The organism is Kluyvera huaxiensis (assembly GCF_040149365.1).
GTDB lineage: Bacteria > Pseudomonadota > Gammaproteobacteria > Enterobacterales > Enterobacteriaceae > Kluyvera > Kluyvera intermedia_A.
In genome coordinates this window covers 55,442-69,508 of record NZ_JBEFLV010000022.1, presented here as the reverse complement: position 1 = coordinate 69,508, position 14,067 = coordinate 55,442, and the positions used below count along the sequence as shown (strand labels likewise).

Genomic DNA, 14,067 nt, shown 5'->3' with positions numbered 1-14,067 from the left:
CCGGGAACGGAAGGCTTTTTTAACGTTTTTCGACGGTGATCATCGACACAAAAGGATGGTACTGCCAGGGAATACTTCCCCCCTGCTGGTACATTTTCGAAATAGTGCCATCGAGATAGAGCATCTGGCGCACGTTGAGTCGCGTTTTGGCATAACAGGCAAAATCATAGAAGTTGGTTTCGCGGTCGCTTAGCATAAACACCACCTTCCCCTGCGCGGTAATACCCACGCCGTTGCGCAATTTACGCGAACTGGCAGAAGGCTTAAGCCGCCAGTTGATGACCCCGTTTTCAAGCAGCATCGGTCCGGACTGCACCGCATAGTCCATCCCTTTGGTCGATTTCAGTTTATCCAGACTGACGATCCCCGCCTGCTGACCGCGCAGATAAAACACCCCGCCGGGTTTAATGAAGAAGTTGCCGCCGCCGGAAGCGCGATTGACCGCCACCTTCTGCTGGCCTTTCTCAATGTACAAACCGAGCGGCGCATAGGCTTTATCATAGATGCCGCCATTCATCGCCATCAGCACGCGCCCATCGCCGTTGATATCGGCCAGCAGCGCGCGCAGTGAACCATAGTCTTTGCCGTTGGCCTGGCGCCAGTACATGGCGATACGTTGGTGATGAGGATCGGCGAGAAAACTTTGTACTGTAAGAGAGGGGTCGGTAAGTTGACAGGAGGAACCGGCTGCCGCCAGTAAAGGCGTAATCGCCATTACCAGCAGCAGAGGTTTTAGCAAGGACGCCATCGGCTTACTCGTCCTCGTCTTCGTCCTCAAAACGGGCAACGATTCGCTCGCCGGTATGGTTCGCGCGCAGCTCTCCAGCCACCAGCGTAATTGCCTGACCGCTCGCCATGCCCTGCGACATCAGCTCCTGAATACGTTCAACGGCTTTTTGCTGCTGTTCATGGCTTAATGAAGGTAATCCTGCAAACATCATTGACTCCTGCTACATTGTGGGCGCTTATTATTCCATGCTGCCCGAATAATCACCATAGGCAGTGCAGACAAGGCTGGACAGAATAACGATGTTACCCCCTTCAACCGTGACGCTTCCCTGGCGACAGGACGCAGCAGAACACTACTTTGCCCCGTTAAGCGCCTCGCCATGGGCCATGCTATTACACTCAGGCTACGCCGATCATCCGCACAACCGGTACGATATTATCGTTGCCGAACCGCGCGCAACGCTGGTTACACGTGGTGGCACCACTGAAATCTGCGAGGCCGACGGCACCGTCACCACGTCCACGGATGATCCGCTAGCGCTGCTGCACAATATGCTGGCAAACGGCCCATTTAGCAACGAGCCGCTTCCGGAACTGCCGTTTATCGGCGGTGCCGTTGGTTTATTCGGTTACGATCTCGGGCGGCGTTTTGAAACGTTGCCGCAACGAGCGCTGAACGACATTGCGGTGCCGGATATGGCGGTGGGGATTTATGACTGGGCGCTGGTTGTCGACCATCATCGTCAGGTGGTCACGCTGCTAAGCTACGGCGACGTTCACGCGCGCCAGGCCTGGTTAGCACAGCAATCGGCTCCGACAGCGCTGCCATTTGCCCTCACCTCGCGCTGGCAATCGAATATGAGTCGCCAGCAGTATGGCGAGAAATTCCGTCAGGTGCAGGCTTATTTGCACAGCGGTGACTGCTATCAGGTGAACCTTGCCCAGCGCTTTCAGGCAAACTACCAGGGCGATGAGTGGCAGGCATTTGTGCGCCTTAACCACGCCAACCGAGCGCCGTTTAGCGCGTTTTTGCGTTTCGACGACAGCGCAATTCTGAGCTTATCCCCTGAACGCTTTATTCAGCTTGAGCAGGGACAGATCCAGACTCGCCCGATTAAAGGCACGTTACCCCGCTTAGATGACCCGCAGGCTGACGTCGAACAGGCCACTCGACTGGCGAATTCGGCAAAAGACCGTGCAGAAAATCTGATGATTGTCGACCTGATGCGCAACGACATTGGCCGCGTGGCGGTACCGGGCAGCGTACGGGTGCCGGAACTGTTCGTGGTTGAGCCGTTCCCGGCGGTCCACCATCTGGTGAGTACCATTACCGCCACGTTGCCACCGACGCTGCATGCCACCGATCTGCTGCGCGCCGCGTTTCCGGGCGGCTCCATTACCGGCGCGCCAAAAGTGCGGGCAATGGAGATTATCGACGAGCTGGAACCGCATCGCCGCAACGCATGGTGCGGCAGCATTGGCTATCTCAGCGCCTGCGGTAATATGGATACCAGTATTACTATCCGCACCGTCACCGCGACAAAAGGCACGCTGTACTGCTCGGCGGGCGGTGGCCTGGTGGCGGATAGCGAAGAAGCGGCGGAATATCAGGAAACATTTGATAAAGTTAATCGTATCTTATCGCAACTGGAGTCATAACCATGGATGTCAACGCGCTGAATCTGGATGATTTTCTCTCCCGCTTTCAGCTGCTGCGCCCGCAAACCACTCGCGCGGCGTTAAATGCCCGCCAGGCGGCAGTGCTGGTGCCGATTGTGCGTCGTCCACAGCCCGGACTGCTGTTGACGCAGCGCTCTGCGCGTTTGCGCAAACATCCCGGCCAGGTGGCGTTCCCCGGCGGCGCGGTGGACAGCAGCGATGCCTCACTGATTGCGGCTGCGCTGCGTGAAGCCCAGGAAGAGGTGGCAATCCCACCCGAATGCGTTGATATCATTGGCGTACTTCCACCGGTCGACAGCGTGACCGGTTTTCAGGTCACTCCCGTGCTGGGGGTCATTCCGCCGGATCTCCACTATCACGCCAGCGAAGACGAAGTCGCCTCGGTGTTTGAGATGCCGCTGGCCGAAGCGCTGCGCTTAGGTCGCTATCACCCGCTGGATATCCATCGTCGCGGCGATTCTCACCGCGTCTGGCTGTCGTGGTATCAGCACTATTTTGTCTGGGGTATGACCGCTGGCATCATTCGTGAACTGGCGCTACAAGTGGGCCTTAAACCCTGACTATACTTATCAATAAGTCCGGTACTCAGTATTAGTAAAATCGAGGCTATTCATTAGTTAAATTCATGTGAATAGTTAAGCTGATTTCCGGGTTCCCTCATACACTATGCGCAGTTATTACATCGTTGCCGCAACAACGCGGCAACCCTGTCAGGAGTGTTAAAGTGATTAGTATATTCGACATGTTTAAGGTGGGGATTGGCCCCTCATCTTCCCATACTGTAGGGCCGATGAAGGCTGGCAAACAGTTCGTCGATGACCTGGTCGAAAAGGGACTGATTGATGACGTGACGCGCGTTGCCGTCGACGTCTACGGTTCACTGTCCCTCACCGGTAAAGGCCACCATACCGATATAGCGATCATTATGGGTTTGGCGGGCAACCAGCCAGATACCGTAGATATTGATGCTATCCCCGCGTTTATTCGCGATGTAGAAACACGCGGACGCCTGCTGCTTGCGCAAGGCCGCGTCGAGGTCGACTTCCCGGCTAACGACGGTATGCGCTTTCGTAGTGAGAACCTCTCACTGCATGAGAACGCCATGCAGATCCACGCCTGGTCCGGCGAGACGCTGGTCTACAGCAAAACCTATTACTCCATCGGCGGCGGTTTTATCGTTGACGAAGAGCATTTTGGCAAAGAAGCCAGCAACGTGGTGCAGGTACCTTATCCGTTTACATCGGCAACCGAGATGCTTGGCTATTGCCAGCAGACCGGGCTGTCTCTGTCCGGCATGGTGATGCAAAACGAACTGGCGCTGCACAGCAAGCAAGAAATTGAAGACTATTTCGCCAACGTGTGGCAAACCATGCGCGCCTGTATCGATCGCGGAATGAATACCGAAGGTATTCTGCCTGGACCGCTGCGTGTACCGCGCCGTGCTTCAGCGCTACGCCGTCTGCTGGTAGCCAATGACAAGCTCTCCCACGATCCCATGAACGTGGTCGACTGGGTCAATATGTTTGCGCTGGCGGTCAACGAAGAGAACGCGGCCGGCGGCCGAGTGGTGACTGCGCCGACGAACGGTGCCTGCGGAATTGTTCCCGCAGTGCTCGCCTACTACGATCACTTTATCGAACCGGTGAATCCTGAAACTTACATCCGCTACTTCCTTGCGGCGGGTGCCATTGGCGTGCTGTACAAAATGAACGCCTCAATTTCGGGTGCTGAAGTCGGCTGTCAGGGTGAAGTTGGCGTGGCCTGTTCAATGGCAGCGGCGGGCCTGGCTGAACTGCTGGGCGCAAGTCCAGAGCAGGTCTGCGTGGCAGCAGAAATCGGGATGGAACATAACCTCGGTCTGACCTGTGATCCTGTCGCCGGACAGGTTCAGGTGCCGTGTATCGAACGTAATGCCATTGCCTCAGTAAAAGCGATTAACGCCTCGCGTATGGCTATGCGCCGTACTAGCGAACCGCGCGTGTCGCTGGATAAAGTTATTGAGACTATGTACGAAACAGGTAAAGACATGAACGCCAAATACCGCGAAACGTCGCGCGGCGGTCTGGCCATTAAGGTTCAGTGCGACTAATACCTCTCTCACCCACCCCTAATACGGGTGGGTGATTTATTTACCTCTTTTCTCTCACTTTTTTCGCCTCCCACTACACTTGCTCTGACGTCACTGGTATTTTCTTTATCAATATATCCGCACCGGGCATCGGACATGCAAAGCGCACAATGGATTATCAGGAAGTATCTACGTAAGCGAATCGCCGTTTGTGTGACTATCGCCGTTTGTGCTTTTGCATTAACGCTCGGGACGAGATTTATTTCACAGCGTAGCGTAAATCACAAACAGATAGACTCGCTCACCAGCCATTCGGTAGAGCGGTTGAACAAAATACTGCAGCCGCTGGAAACCCAGCGCAATGAAATGCTGGCGCTGGTAGGCCGTCCCTGTGAAGCCATTCATCTGCAGTTGCGTAAACTGGCCGTTGAGCTGCAAACCGTCCGCTCTATCGCGCTGATTAAATCAGGCCAGCTTTATTGCTCCAGCGCCCTCGGCGCACGTAATATCTCGATTCACTCGCTTCAGGCGCAGTTACCCAGCCCACAGCCGGTGTTGCAATTAACTACCGATCACTCATTAATTAAAGGCACGCCCATTCTTATCCAGTGGTTTCCTGCGTCAGCAGATGGCCAGGACGGCGTGCTGGCTTCGATCAATATTGATTTAGTCAGCAACATTATTCTTGAGTCTTCTCCGCCGCTGATTAACCACATGAGTCTCAATGTCGGCAGCCAGTATTTTCAGCATGAGACCGGGATTACCTCGCAATTGGTTAATTCCGACGATAGTGCCTACACGCTGAGTTCCTCGGAGTTCCCTTTTAGCATTAGCGCATTAAGTCCCGGCTCTGAGTGGCTGGCCTTACATAATCTGTATTCTGAATTGCCGCTGGCGATAATCATGAGCGTCCTGTTTACCTGGATTGCCTGGCTGGCGACCGCCGGACGACTGAGCTTCTCTCGGGAAATCAATATGGGTATTGCCGGGAAGGAGTTCAGTCTGTACTGCCAGCCGCAGATAGATGCCCGCGTGCAGCGCTGCACCGGGGTTGAGATCCTGCTCAGATGGAATAACCCGCGTGTCGGCTGGGTCGACCCAGATGTTTTCATCCCGATTGCCGAAACGCAAAACCTGATAATCCCCCTCACCCGCTATGTCATTAGCGAAACGGCGAAAAAACTTCACCTCTTTCCGCAGGATCCAGAATTCCAGATAGGCATTAACATTGCGGCGCCGCACTTTAATGATGGACTGTTGCTGAAGGACTTAGAGCAAAGCTGGTTCAGCGTTAAACCGATTCAACAACTGACGGTAGAGCTGACCGAACGTGACGCGCTGCACGACGTGAACTACGAGGTGCGCAGTGAATTGGGCAACCGCGAGATTAAGCTGGCGATAGACGATTTTGGTACCGGCAACAGTTCGTTATCCTGGCTCGAGATGCTGCACCCGGATGTACTGAAAATCGATAAATCATTTACTGGGGCGATAGGTACAGATGCGGTGAACTCAACGGTGACGGATATGATCATCGCGCTAGGGCAACGGCTGAATATTGAACTGATTGCGGAGGGGGTGGAGACGCATGCGCAGGCCAGTTATCTCCAGCGTCACGGCGTTCATTTACTGCAGGGGTATCTGTTCTCTCAGCCAATGCCGCTGGAAGATTTCCCGCGCTGGATGGCAGAGCGGGAAGCGCTGATAGTGTAAAATTTGCGCTTCCCGGGACATCCCCGGAATCGGCACTTGTACGCCTCATCCGGGTTACGGCTTATTGTTACTCGTCTTCGTCGTGAGGTGAGGCCAACTTCACCACACGCACCTGATCCACACGATAATTGTTGGCTTCAGTCACCGTGATCTGCACGGACGGCAGTTCAACGCTTTCTCCCGCCGCGGGGATCTGGCCGTTAACCGCAATCACCAGCCCTGCAACCGTCGCATAATCATTATCTTCATCGACCAGATTCTCTAGACCCAGCGTCTGCTGTAGCGCGTGCAGGTCGGTGGAGCCTTTGACCAGCCAGCCATCACCATCAGCGATGATTTCAGGCGTTTCATCAGCATCCGGGAATTCACCGGCAATCGCTTCCAGTACGTCCAGCGGCGTCACCAGCCCCTGCACCATGCCGAACTCATTGGTGACAATGACGAAACTACCGCGCGCCCGACGCAAAACCCCCAGCAGATTAATAGGATCCAGCGTATCCGGCACGATAATCGCCGGAGAGGCAGAGGCTATCGCCAGCACGTCTTCACCGGCTTCCAGTGCCACCAGCAGCTCTTTAGCCCGCACAATCCCGACAATCTCATCCAGCTCGCCGCGACATACCGGGAACAGGCTGTGTGGCGACGACAGCAGCTGTTGACGAATTTCGTCGGTGCTCAGGTCCGCATCAACCCAGCTAATTTCGCCACGCGGCGTCATAATACTGCGCAGCGAGCGCGATGCCAGCGTCAGTACGCCGTTGATCATGTAACGTTCTTCTTCAACAAACGCGCCTTCCGGGACCGGCATCTTCGGTTTATTGCCTTCATCGCTCACCGCCGTAACAGGTTTACGGTTGCCCATCAGGCGCAAAATAGCGTCTGCGGTACGGGCACGCAGCGGTTGCGTGGACTGATGACGAATAAAGTTTCGGCGTGCGATCTGGTTAAACAGTTCGATAAGCACCGAGAAGCCTATTGCGGCGTACAGGTAGCCTTTCGGAATATGGAAGCCAAAGCCTTCCGCCACCAGACTCAGACCAATCATCAGCAGGAAGCTCAGACACAGCACCACCACCGTCGGATGCTGGTTAACGAAGTTGGTCAGCGGCTTAGAAGCCAGCAGCATCACACCCATCGCGATAACCACGGCAGCCATCATCACCCACAGATGCTCCACCATACCCACCGCGGTAATCACCGCATCCAGCGAGAAGACCGCATCCAGCACCACAATCTGCGCCACGACCACCCAGAAGCTGGAATAACCTTTGCCGTGACCGGAGTCATGCTGGCGGTTTTCCAGCCGCTCATGAAGCTCTGTCGTCGCCTTAAACAGCAGGAATAGACCGCCGACCAGCATGATCATGTCACGCCCCGAGAAGGTTTGCCCCCACACGCTAAACAGCGGCGCGGTAAGCGTCACCATCCACGAAATAACGGAGAGCAGGCCCAGTCGCATCACCAGCGCCAGCGAAAGACCAATAAGACGGGCTTTATCCCGTTGTTTTGGCGGCAGTTTATCGGCAAGGATGGCGATAAACACCAGGTTATCAATACCGAGAACAATTTCCAGCACAACAAGCGTTAACAATCCGGCCCAGATTGACGGGTCCATTAACAATTCCATAAACCACTCCAACGAGAGACAAGACGGGTCATCGCTATGTCATGTTTAAGCGAGACGATACCTGACGATAGAAAAAGTTGGCGCGTATGGCCGGGAGATGTGCCGCAAAAGCGGGCAAATGCGAAAAGGCGTCGGTGACGATCCATACTACGGGCTGATGCCCTATACTCCTGTGTGATTAAACGAAACATTAACATAGCAAAATAAAGAGAATTTTTGGCAAAGATTTACCAGTCTTTGCAAAATGTAAGGCTATTTTTTACGCCGCAAAATAATTGCAACCCTTTAACTAAATTACGGATCTTCATCACATTAAATATTCTTTCACTGTCTAAAATAATTCTCGGTAACTATTGGTTTATCTCTCTAACCCTTGTCTGAATCGATTCGGTAACGACATCGGCTCATATGGTATCAGCCCTACTGATACACACATAATAAAAGGAGGTAGCAAGTGACGATTGCTATTGTAATAGGCACACATGGTTGGGCAGCAGAGCAACTGCTGAAAACGGCAGAGATGCTGTTGGGCGAGCAGGAAAATGTTGGCTGGATCGATTTCGTGCCTGGCGAGAATGCAGAAACGTTAATCGAAAAATACACCGCACAGCTGGCGAAGCTTGATACCAGTAAAGGCGTATTGTTCCTGGTCGATACCTGGGGCGGTAGCCCATTCAACGCGGCAAGCCGCATTGTTGTTGATAAAGAAAACTATGAAGTCATCGCTGGCGTCAACGTACCGATGCTGGTCGAAACCTTTATGTCTCGCGATGATAACCCAAGCTTTGATGAGTTGGTGGCGCTGGCTGTTGAAACCGGTCGTGAAGGCGTGAAAGCGCTGAAAGCGAAACCTATTGAAAAAGCCGCTCCAGCACCTGCTAAGCCGAAAGCTGCAGCACCTGCTAAGCCAATGGGTCCAAACGATTACATGCAAATCGGCCTGGCACGTATTGATGACCGTTTAATTCACGGACAGGTTGCCACCCGCTGGACCAAAGAAACCAACGTTACGCGCATTATTGTGGTCAGCGATGAAGTGGCCGCTGATACCGTGCGTAAAACGTTGTTGACTCAGGTTGCACCTCCTGGCGTCACGGCGCACGTTGTCGATGTCGCTAAAATGATCCGCGTCTACAACAACCCGAAATATGCGGGTGAACGTGTGATGCTGCTGTTCACCAACCCGACCGACGTTGAACGTATCGTGGAAGGCGGCGTGAAAGTGACCTCCATAAACGTTGGTGGTATGGCGTTCCGCCAGGGTAAAACCCAGGTAAACAATGCTGTATCCGTTGACGAGAAGGATATTGAGGCCTTTAACAAACTGAACGCACGTGGGATCGAGCTGGAAGTCCGTAAAGTTTCCACCGATCAGAAACTGAAAATGATGGATCTGATTGCCAAAATAGCGAAATAACTGATTTGGCAATGTTTTTAGCCTTCACACTTAAGTCTGAATAAGCAATAGGAGAAGTACAATGGAGATTACCACTCTTCAGATTGTGCTGGTGTTCATCGTCGCATGTATTGCGGGTATGGAGTCGATACTCGATGAATTTCAGTTCCACCGTCCGCTGGTCGCCTGTACGCTGATCGGTATCGTTCTCGGGGATATGAAAACCGGTATTATCATCGGTGGTACCCTGGAAATGATCGCCTTGGGTTGGATGAACATCGGTGCAGCCGTTGCACCTGATGCCGCACTAGCGTCCATTATTTCCACCATTCTGGTCATTGCAGGCCACCAGGGTATCGGCGCAGGTATCGCCCTGGCTATCCCTCTGGCAGCAGCTGGTCAGGTTCTGACCATTATCGTTCGTACCATCACTGTAGCATTCCAGCACGCAGCGGATAAAGCGGCGGAAAACGGAAACCTCACGGCTCTGTCGTGGATTCACGTTTCTTCCCTGTTCCTGCAGGCGATGCGTATTGCTATTCCAGCAGTCATTGTTGCGGTCTCCGTCGGTACCAGCGAAGTTCAGAGCATGCTGAACGCCATTCCAGAAGTCGTCACCAGCGGTCTGAACATTGCCGGTGGTATGATCGTGGTAGTAGGTTATGCGATGGTCATCAACATGATGCGCGCAGGCTACCTGATGCCGTTCTTCTACCTCGGCTTCGTCACTGCTGCATTTACTAACTTTAACCTGGTTGCTCTGGGCGTGATTGGTGCGGTAATGGCAATCCTCTACATCCAGCTCAGCCCGAAATATAACCGCGCTGCAGGTGCCCCTGCTCAGGCCGCTGGTTCTAACGATCTTGATAACGAATTGGACTAACAGGTGAGCGAAATGGTTGATGTGACTAAAACTACCACCGAGAAAAAACTCACTCCGAGTGATATTCGTGGCGTGTTCCTTCGTTCTAACCTGTTTCAGGGTTCATGGAACTTCGAACGTATGCAGGCGCTGGGTTTCTGTTTCTCTATGGTGCCAGCGATTCGTCGCCTGTACCCAGAGAATAACGATGCGCGTAAACAAGCCATCAAACGTCACCTGGAATTCTTTAACACCCATCCATATGTAGCCGCGCCGGTACTGGGCGTTACACTGGCGATGGAAGAACAGCGTGCGAACGGTGCCGAGATTGACGATGCTGCCATCAACGGTATCAAAGTTGGTCTGATGGGGCCGCTGGCTGGCGTGGGCGACCCAATCTTCTGGGGTACCGTACGTCCGGTATTCGCAGCACTGGGTGCCGGTATCGCGATGAGCGGTAGCTTGCTTGGGCCACTGCTGTTCTTCATCCTGTTCAACCTGGTGCGTCTGGCAACCCGTTACTACGGTGTGGCTTACGGTTATCGTAAAGGTATCGATATCGTTTCGGACATGGGCGGCGGCTTCCTGCAGAAACTGACTGAGGGGGCATCAATCCTCGGCCTGTTTGTCATGGGGGCATTGGTTAACAAGTGGACGCACGTGAACATCCCGTTGGTGGTTTCGACCATCACAGGTCAGGATGGCCAAACGCGTGTCACCACCGTGCAGACAATCCTTGACCAGCTGATGCCGGGCCTGGTTCCTCTGCTGCTGACCTTCGCCTGTATGTGGTTGCTGCGTAAGAAAGTTAACGCCCTGTGGATTATCGTTGGCTTCTTCGTCATCGGTATCGCGGGTTACGCTGTCGGCCTGCTGGGTCTGTAATATCTGAAGTACGCCGGGGGCCCTGCCCCCGGTTTTTTTATCTGGAGGCTTAATGTCCATAACGGATCTAGTACTGGTCCTTTTCATCGTCGCACTACTGGCTTTCGCTATATACGACCAGTTCATCATGCCCCGCCGTCATAGCTCCACGCTACTCGCCGTCCCTCTCCTGCGCCCTGGTCGCGTAGACAGCGTTATCTTCGTCGTGCTGATTGTCATCCTGGTATACAACAATGTCACCAGCCACGGCGCGCTTATTACCACATGGTTATTATGCGCACTCGCATTGATGGGTTTTTATCTGTTCTGGATCCGCAGCCCAAAAATCATCTTTAAAACGGAAGGCTTCTTCTTTGGTAATGTGTGGATAAAATATAGCCGCATCCAAAAAATGAATTTATCCGAAGACGGTGTACTGGTGATGCAATTAGAAAAGCGTCGCCTGCTTGTCCGCGTCAAGAATATTGACGACCTGGAAAAAATATACAACCTACTCGTTAATAATCAATAACTTATAATATAGCCATCGCTATATCTGTACTATTTAAGAGCAGATAACTTATAGCGTTGGCTATGTTTATTTCGCAAAACTTCCCGATATTTATTAACGTATTGATTACGCAATAAATCTAAATGAAAATCGTTATCATCAAAAGATAAAATAAGCAATAGCAATTGTTGTTTTATATTCTAAAAATATGTTAAGGTTGCGCCCGTCGTTGGGGAGTAGCTGATTTCCATCCCTTGGAAATGTACGTGTCAACATACTCGTTGAAAAACGTGGTGCGTACGGATTACACATCGTAGTCAAGCGAGACCATAGACGCATTCACTGCTGATTACTGGGGGCAGTAATGTGTCATATGGAAACTTCCCGGTCTGGACATCTTCATGAATTTAACCGCAACAATTCTTCTTGCCTTTGGCATGTCGATGGACGCGTTTGCTGCATCAATCGGTAAAGGCGCGACGCTCAATAAACCTAAGTTTTCTGAAGCCCTGCGTACCGGTCTGATTTTTGGCGTGATCGAAATGCTGACGCCGCTCATTGGCTGGGGTCTGGGAATGCTCGCCAGTCAATTCGTGATGGCGTGGAGCCATTGGGTCGCCTTCGCGCTGCTGATTTTCCTCGGCGGGCGAATGGTCATCGAAGGTTTCCGCGGTGATGATGGTGAAGAAGATAAAGAGGCGCCGCGTCGTCACGGTTTCTGGCTTCTGGTCACGACGGCCATTGCCACCAGTCTTGATGCGATGGCCGTCGGCGTAGGTCTGGCATTCCTGCAGGTCAATATTCTGGCTACCGCTTTTGCGATTGGTTGTGCGACCTTTATTATGTCGACGCTGGGAATGATGGTCGGGCGTTACATTGGCCCGCTGCTTGGCAAACGGGCGGAAATTCTCGGTGGTATCGTGTTAATCGCCATTGGCGCGCAGATCCTCTACGCGCACTACATGGGTTAATCGTTCTCTCTTTGCCAGGCGTGAATCGCGAAATCCGTCTGGCAATCGAACCGCTCACTCTGCTTCAACGTTTCCCACACCTCTGGTTTTGCCCGCCATGCGAACGGCGTCATCTGCAAAAGCGTCACCGCTTCTTCACCGCTTAACTGCATCGGATAGGCTAACGCCTCGTGGCTTTGCAAGGTAAAACCGTCTATTACCTCAGAATGCGGCGCATGCAGCTGCACTTCGTTGTAAATCAACCCTTTCATTTCGAGAAGATGACGCGGGCCCGGTGTGACCGTTATCACCCAGCCGCCCGGTTTGACCACGCGCTTAAGTTCAGCAGGATTGCAGGGGGCATAAATGCGTATCACCGCATCCATGCTGACGTCATCAAATGGCAAACGCTGGCTGGACGCCACGCAGAAGTTCACCTGCGGATAACGCTTCGCGCCATAGCGAACTGCCGTTTTAGAGACATCCAGCCCCCAGGTTTCTTTTGCTACAGCAGCAAAAGCGTGCGTGTAGTACCCTTCCCCGCAGCCAATATCCAGCAGATGTTCAGGTTTAATCGCATTTAGCTTCGCGCTGACGGCATCGCGTAACGGTTGATAATGCCCGGCATCCAGAAACGCGCGCCGTGCCTGCATCATTTCCGCACTGTCTCCCGGATCGCGGGAACGCTTATGCTGTACCGGCAGGAGATTGACGTAGCCCTCTTTCGCCTGGTCAAACTGATGACGCTGTGGGCAAAGGTAACTATTGCCGCTGCGCGTTAGGGGCGCGTGGCAGAGCGGACAACTGTAGGACATAACGACTCCGGCATAATCTTAAAGGCCGAAAGTGTACCGCTATTCAGGCAAGGGAGGAAGGCGAAGCGGTGGTAAAAATGGCAGGGCTAAAAATGATAAAGCCCCGCATTCGCGAGGCTTTATATCTGATAATGATGCGCTGACGCGCCGCAAGATCAGTGATTGTCGAATCAGATAGCGGTTACGTTAACAGCCGCTGGGCCTTTCTGGCCGTCCTGAATTTCGAACTCAACGTTCTGGCCTTCAGCCAGAGTTTTGAAGCCGTTACCCTGGATTGCAGAGAAATGTACGAATACATCTTTGCTGCCGTCAGCAGGAGTAATGAAACCAAAACCTTTAGACTCGTTGAACCACTTAACTTGACCTTTAATCTTTGCCATTTGCAAAATTCCTTAGAGTGTTTTCTGCGCCCGCAGGCGTTTTCATATAGATAAAACTGAGACATGACTGCATGCGGCACTAATATAAGGTTCGGCAGAGAAGCGGTATTCAACGTCAACGTGTTTACTCAGAACTTCTTTACTGATAATGCCATACATAAACAGAACTGTACCTCGTTTAACCCAAAACGTGTTATCACATACAACGTAATTAATGGCAAGCCATTTTTAAACGTGTCTCGATCAGCCGCACAAATCCTAACAAATCATTTGTCCGCCTACGCATCTGTACGCCCTGAAGCATCGTCCTCGCGCGATGTTAGCAGACCTTAAATGTGACCTAGATTACGGTAACGTAAGACTTTTTTAACATAGCCCCACATTTAATCTGTGTTCAGATTCATCCAGATGCTTCATCTTTCTATATATCGTTAGATATATTTTCGCTATAACTTTTTCACATGCCTTTTGC

The 14,067-nt window shown here is 52.6% G+C and carries 15 protein-coding genes and 1 riboswitch; of the genes, 9 read left to right on the top strand and 6 right to left on the bottom strand.

Annotated features, from left to right (window positions below; translation table 11 throughout):
* Window positions 1–19: 19 nt before the first annotated feature.
* Both ABOC97_RS19690 and ABOC97_RS19685 read right to left on the bottom strand, forming a co-directional pair.
* A complete protein-coding gene (locus tag ABOC97_RS19690; protein ID WP_349601073.1) occupies window positions 20–739 on the bottom strand; it encodes a phosphodiester glycosidase family protein in 720 nt (239 codons plus the stop codon).
* 13 nt (window positions 740–752) lie between these two features.
* Window positions 753–938 (bottom strand): YoaH family protein, encoded by a 186-nt coding sequence (locus tag ABOC97_RS19685; RefSeq protein ID WP_349601071.1) that lies wholly within the window; start codon window positions 936–938, stop codon window positions 753–755.
* A gap of 91 nt (window positions 939–1,029) precedes the next feature.
* On the opposite strand from ABOC97_RS19685, the gene pabB reads away from it, so the two are divergent.
* The 4 genes from pabB to ABOC97_RS19665 all read left to right on the top strand — a co-directional run bounded on the left by pabB (window position 1,030) and on the right by ABOC97_RS19665 (window position 6,190).
* On the top strand, window positions 1,030–2,388 hold the full coding sequence (pabB, locus tag ABOC97_RS19680) for an aminodeoxychorismate synthase component 1 (protein WP_349601046.1): 1,359 nt from the start codon (window positions 1,030–1,032) through the stop codon (window positions 2,386–2,388).
* Between the two features lie 2 nt (window positions 2,389–2,390).
* Window positions 2,391–2,969 carry a CoA pyrophosphatase gene (locus ABOC97_RS19675; protein ID WP_349601044.1) on the top strand — a complete coding sequence of 193 codons (579 nt, stop codon included), beginning with the start codon at window positions 2,391–2,393 and terminating at the stop codon, window positions 2,967–2,969.
* A gap of 164 nt (window positions 2,970–3,133) precedes the next feature.
* Window positions 3,134–4,498, top strand: a complete 1,365-nt coding sequence (gene sdaA, locus ABOC97_RS19670) for an L-serine ammonia-lyase (RefSeq protein ID WP_234502810.1) — start codon at window positions 3,134–3,136, stop codon at window positions 4,496–4,498.
* Window positions 4,499–4,633: 135 nt separating this feature from the next.
* Window positions 4,634–6,190 carry an EAL domain-containing protein gene (locus ABOC97_RS19665; protein ID WP_349601041.1) on the top strand — a complete coding sequence of 519 codons (1,557 nt, stop codon included), beginning with the start codon at window positions 4,634–4,636 and terminating at the stop codon, window positions 6,188–6,190.
* A gap of 67 nt (window positions 6,191–6,257) precedes the next feature.
* Here ABOC97_RS19665 and yoaE read toward each other — a convergent pair whose 3' ends face one another.
* A complete protein-coding gene (gene yoaE, locus ABOC97_RS19660; RefSeq protein ID WP_349601038.1) occupies window positions 6,258–7,817 on the bottom strand; it encodes a CNNM family cation transport protein YoaE in 1,560 nt (519 codons plus the stop codon).
* Window positions 7,818–8,271: 454 nt separating this feature from the next.
* On the opposite strand from yoaE, the gene manX reads away from it, so the two are divergent.
* From manX to mntP, 5 genes are all read left to right on the top strand, one after another.
* Window positions 8,272–9,234 carry a PTS mannose transporter subunit IIAB gene (gene manX, locus ABOC97_RS19655; RefSeq protein ID WP_349601036.1) on the top strand — a complete coding sequence of 321 codons (963 nt, stop codon included), beginning with the start codon at window positions 8,272–8,274 and terminating at the stop codon, window positions 9,232–9,234.
* A gap of 61 nt (window positions 9,235–9,295) precedes the next feature.
* Window positions 9,296–10,096, top strand: a complete 801-nt coding sequence (manY, locus tag ABOC97_RS19650) for a PTS mannose transporter subunit IIC (protein WP_349601032.1) — start codon at window positions 9,296–9,298, stop codon at window positions 10,094–10,096.
* Window positions 10,097–10,108: 12 nt separating this feature from the next.
* Window positions 10,109–10,960, top strand: coding sequence for a PTS mannose transporter subunit IID (locus ABOC97_RS19645; protein WP_234502805.1), 852 nt, complete (start codon window positions 10,109–10,111; stop codon window positions 10,958–10,960).
* A 52-nt stretch (window positions 10,961–11,012) separates the two neighbouring features.
* On the top strand, window positions 11,013–11,471 hold the full coding sequence (locus tag ABOC97_RS19640) for a DUF986 family protein (RefSeq protein ID WP_349601028.1): 459 nt from the start codon (window positions 11,013–11,015) through the stop codon (window positions 11,469–11,471).
* 198 nt (window positions 11,472–11,669) lie between these two features.
* A riboswitch (yybP-ykoY riboswitch) is annotated at window positions 11,670–11,850 on the top strand.
* 1 nt (window position 11,851) lies between these two features.
* Window positions 11,852–12,421: a manganese efflux pump MntP gene (gene mntP / locus ABOC97_RS19635; protein WP_349601026.1), complete on the top strand. Its 570-nt coding sequence runs from the start codon at window positions 11,852–11,854 to the stop codon at window positions 12,419–12,421.
* Here the strand turns inward: mntP and rlmA are convergent.
* The 3 genes from rlmA to ABOC97_RS19620 form a co-directional block, all read right to left on the bottom strand.
* The gene (gene rlmA / locus ABOC97_RS19630) at window positions 12,418–13,215 is read right to left on the bottom strand and encodes a 23S rRNA (guanine(745)-N(1))-methyltransferase (RefSeq protein WP_349601023.1); all 798 of its coding nucleotides are present in this window, start codon (window positions 13,213–13,215) and stop codon (window positions 12,418–12,420) included. The two genes, mntP and rlmA, sit on opposite strands and share 4 nt — an antisense overlap.
* A 170-nt stretch (window positions 13,216–13,385) precedes the next feature.
* Window positions 13,386–13,595, bottom strand: a complete 210-nt coding sequence (cspE, locus tag ABOC97_RS19625; RefSeq protein ID WP_001062678.1) for a transcription antiterminator/RNA stability regulator CspE — start codon at window positions 13,593–13,595, stop codon at window positions 13,386–13,388.
* 42 nt (window positions 13,596–13,637) lie between these two features.
* A complete protein-coding gene (locus tag ABOC97_RS19620; protein ID WP_072277114.1) occupies window positions 13,638–13,754 on the bottom strand; it encodes a DUF2627 domain-containing protein in 117 nt (38 codons plus the stop codon).
* Window positions 13,755–14,067 lie beyond the last annotated feature (313 nt).

Coding starts and splice junctions, on each gene's coding strand:
- rlmA (WP_349601023.1), bottom strand. CDS start 13,215: ATGTCCTACAGTTGTCCGCTCTGCCACGCGCCCCTAACGCGCAGCGGC.
- ABOC97_RS19665 (WP_349601041.1), top strand. CDS start 4,634: ATGCAAAGCGCACAATGGATTATCAGGAAGTATCTACGTAAGCGAATC.
- cspE (WP_001062678.1), bottom strand. CDS start 13,595: ATGGCAAAGATTAAAGGTCAAGTTAAGTGGTTCAACGAGTCTAAAGGT.
- ABOC97_RS19675 (WP_349601044.1), top strand. CDS start 2,391: ATGGATGTCAACGCGCTGAATCTGGATGATTTTCTCTCCCGCTTTCAG.
- mntP (WP_349601026.1), top strand. CDS start 11,852: ATGAATTTAACCGCAACAATTCTTCTTGCCTTTGGCATGTCGATGGAC.
- manY (WP_349601032.1), top strand. CDS start 9,296: ATGGAGATTACCACTCTTCAGATTGTGCTGGTGTTCATCGTCGCATGT.
- ABOC97_RS19685 (WP_349601071.1), bottom strand. CDS start 938: ATGTTTGCAGGATTACCTTCATTAAGCCATGAACAGCAGCAAAAAGCC.
- pabB (WP_349601046.1), top strand. CDS start 1,030: ATGTTACCCCCTTCAACCGTGACGCTTCCCTGGCGACAGGACGCAGCA.
- ABOC97_RS19640 (WP_349601028.1), top strand. CDS start 11,013: ATGTCCATAACGGATCTAGTACTGGTCCTTTTCATCGTCGCACTACTG.
- yoaE (WP_349601038.1), bottom strand. CDS start 7,817: ATGGAATTGTTAATGGACCCGTCAATCTGGGCCGGATTGTTAACGCTT.
- ABOC97_RS19645 (WP_234502805.1), top strand. CDS start 10,109: ATGGTTGATGTGACTAAAACTACCACCGAGAAAAAACTCACTCCGAGT.
- ABOC97_RS19620 (WP_072277114.1), bottom strand. CDS start 13,754: ATGTATGGCATTATCAGTAAAGAAGTTCTGAGTAAACACGTTGACGTT.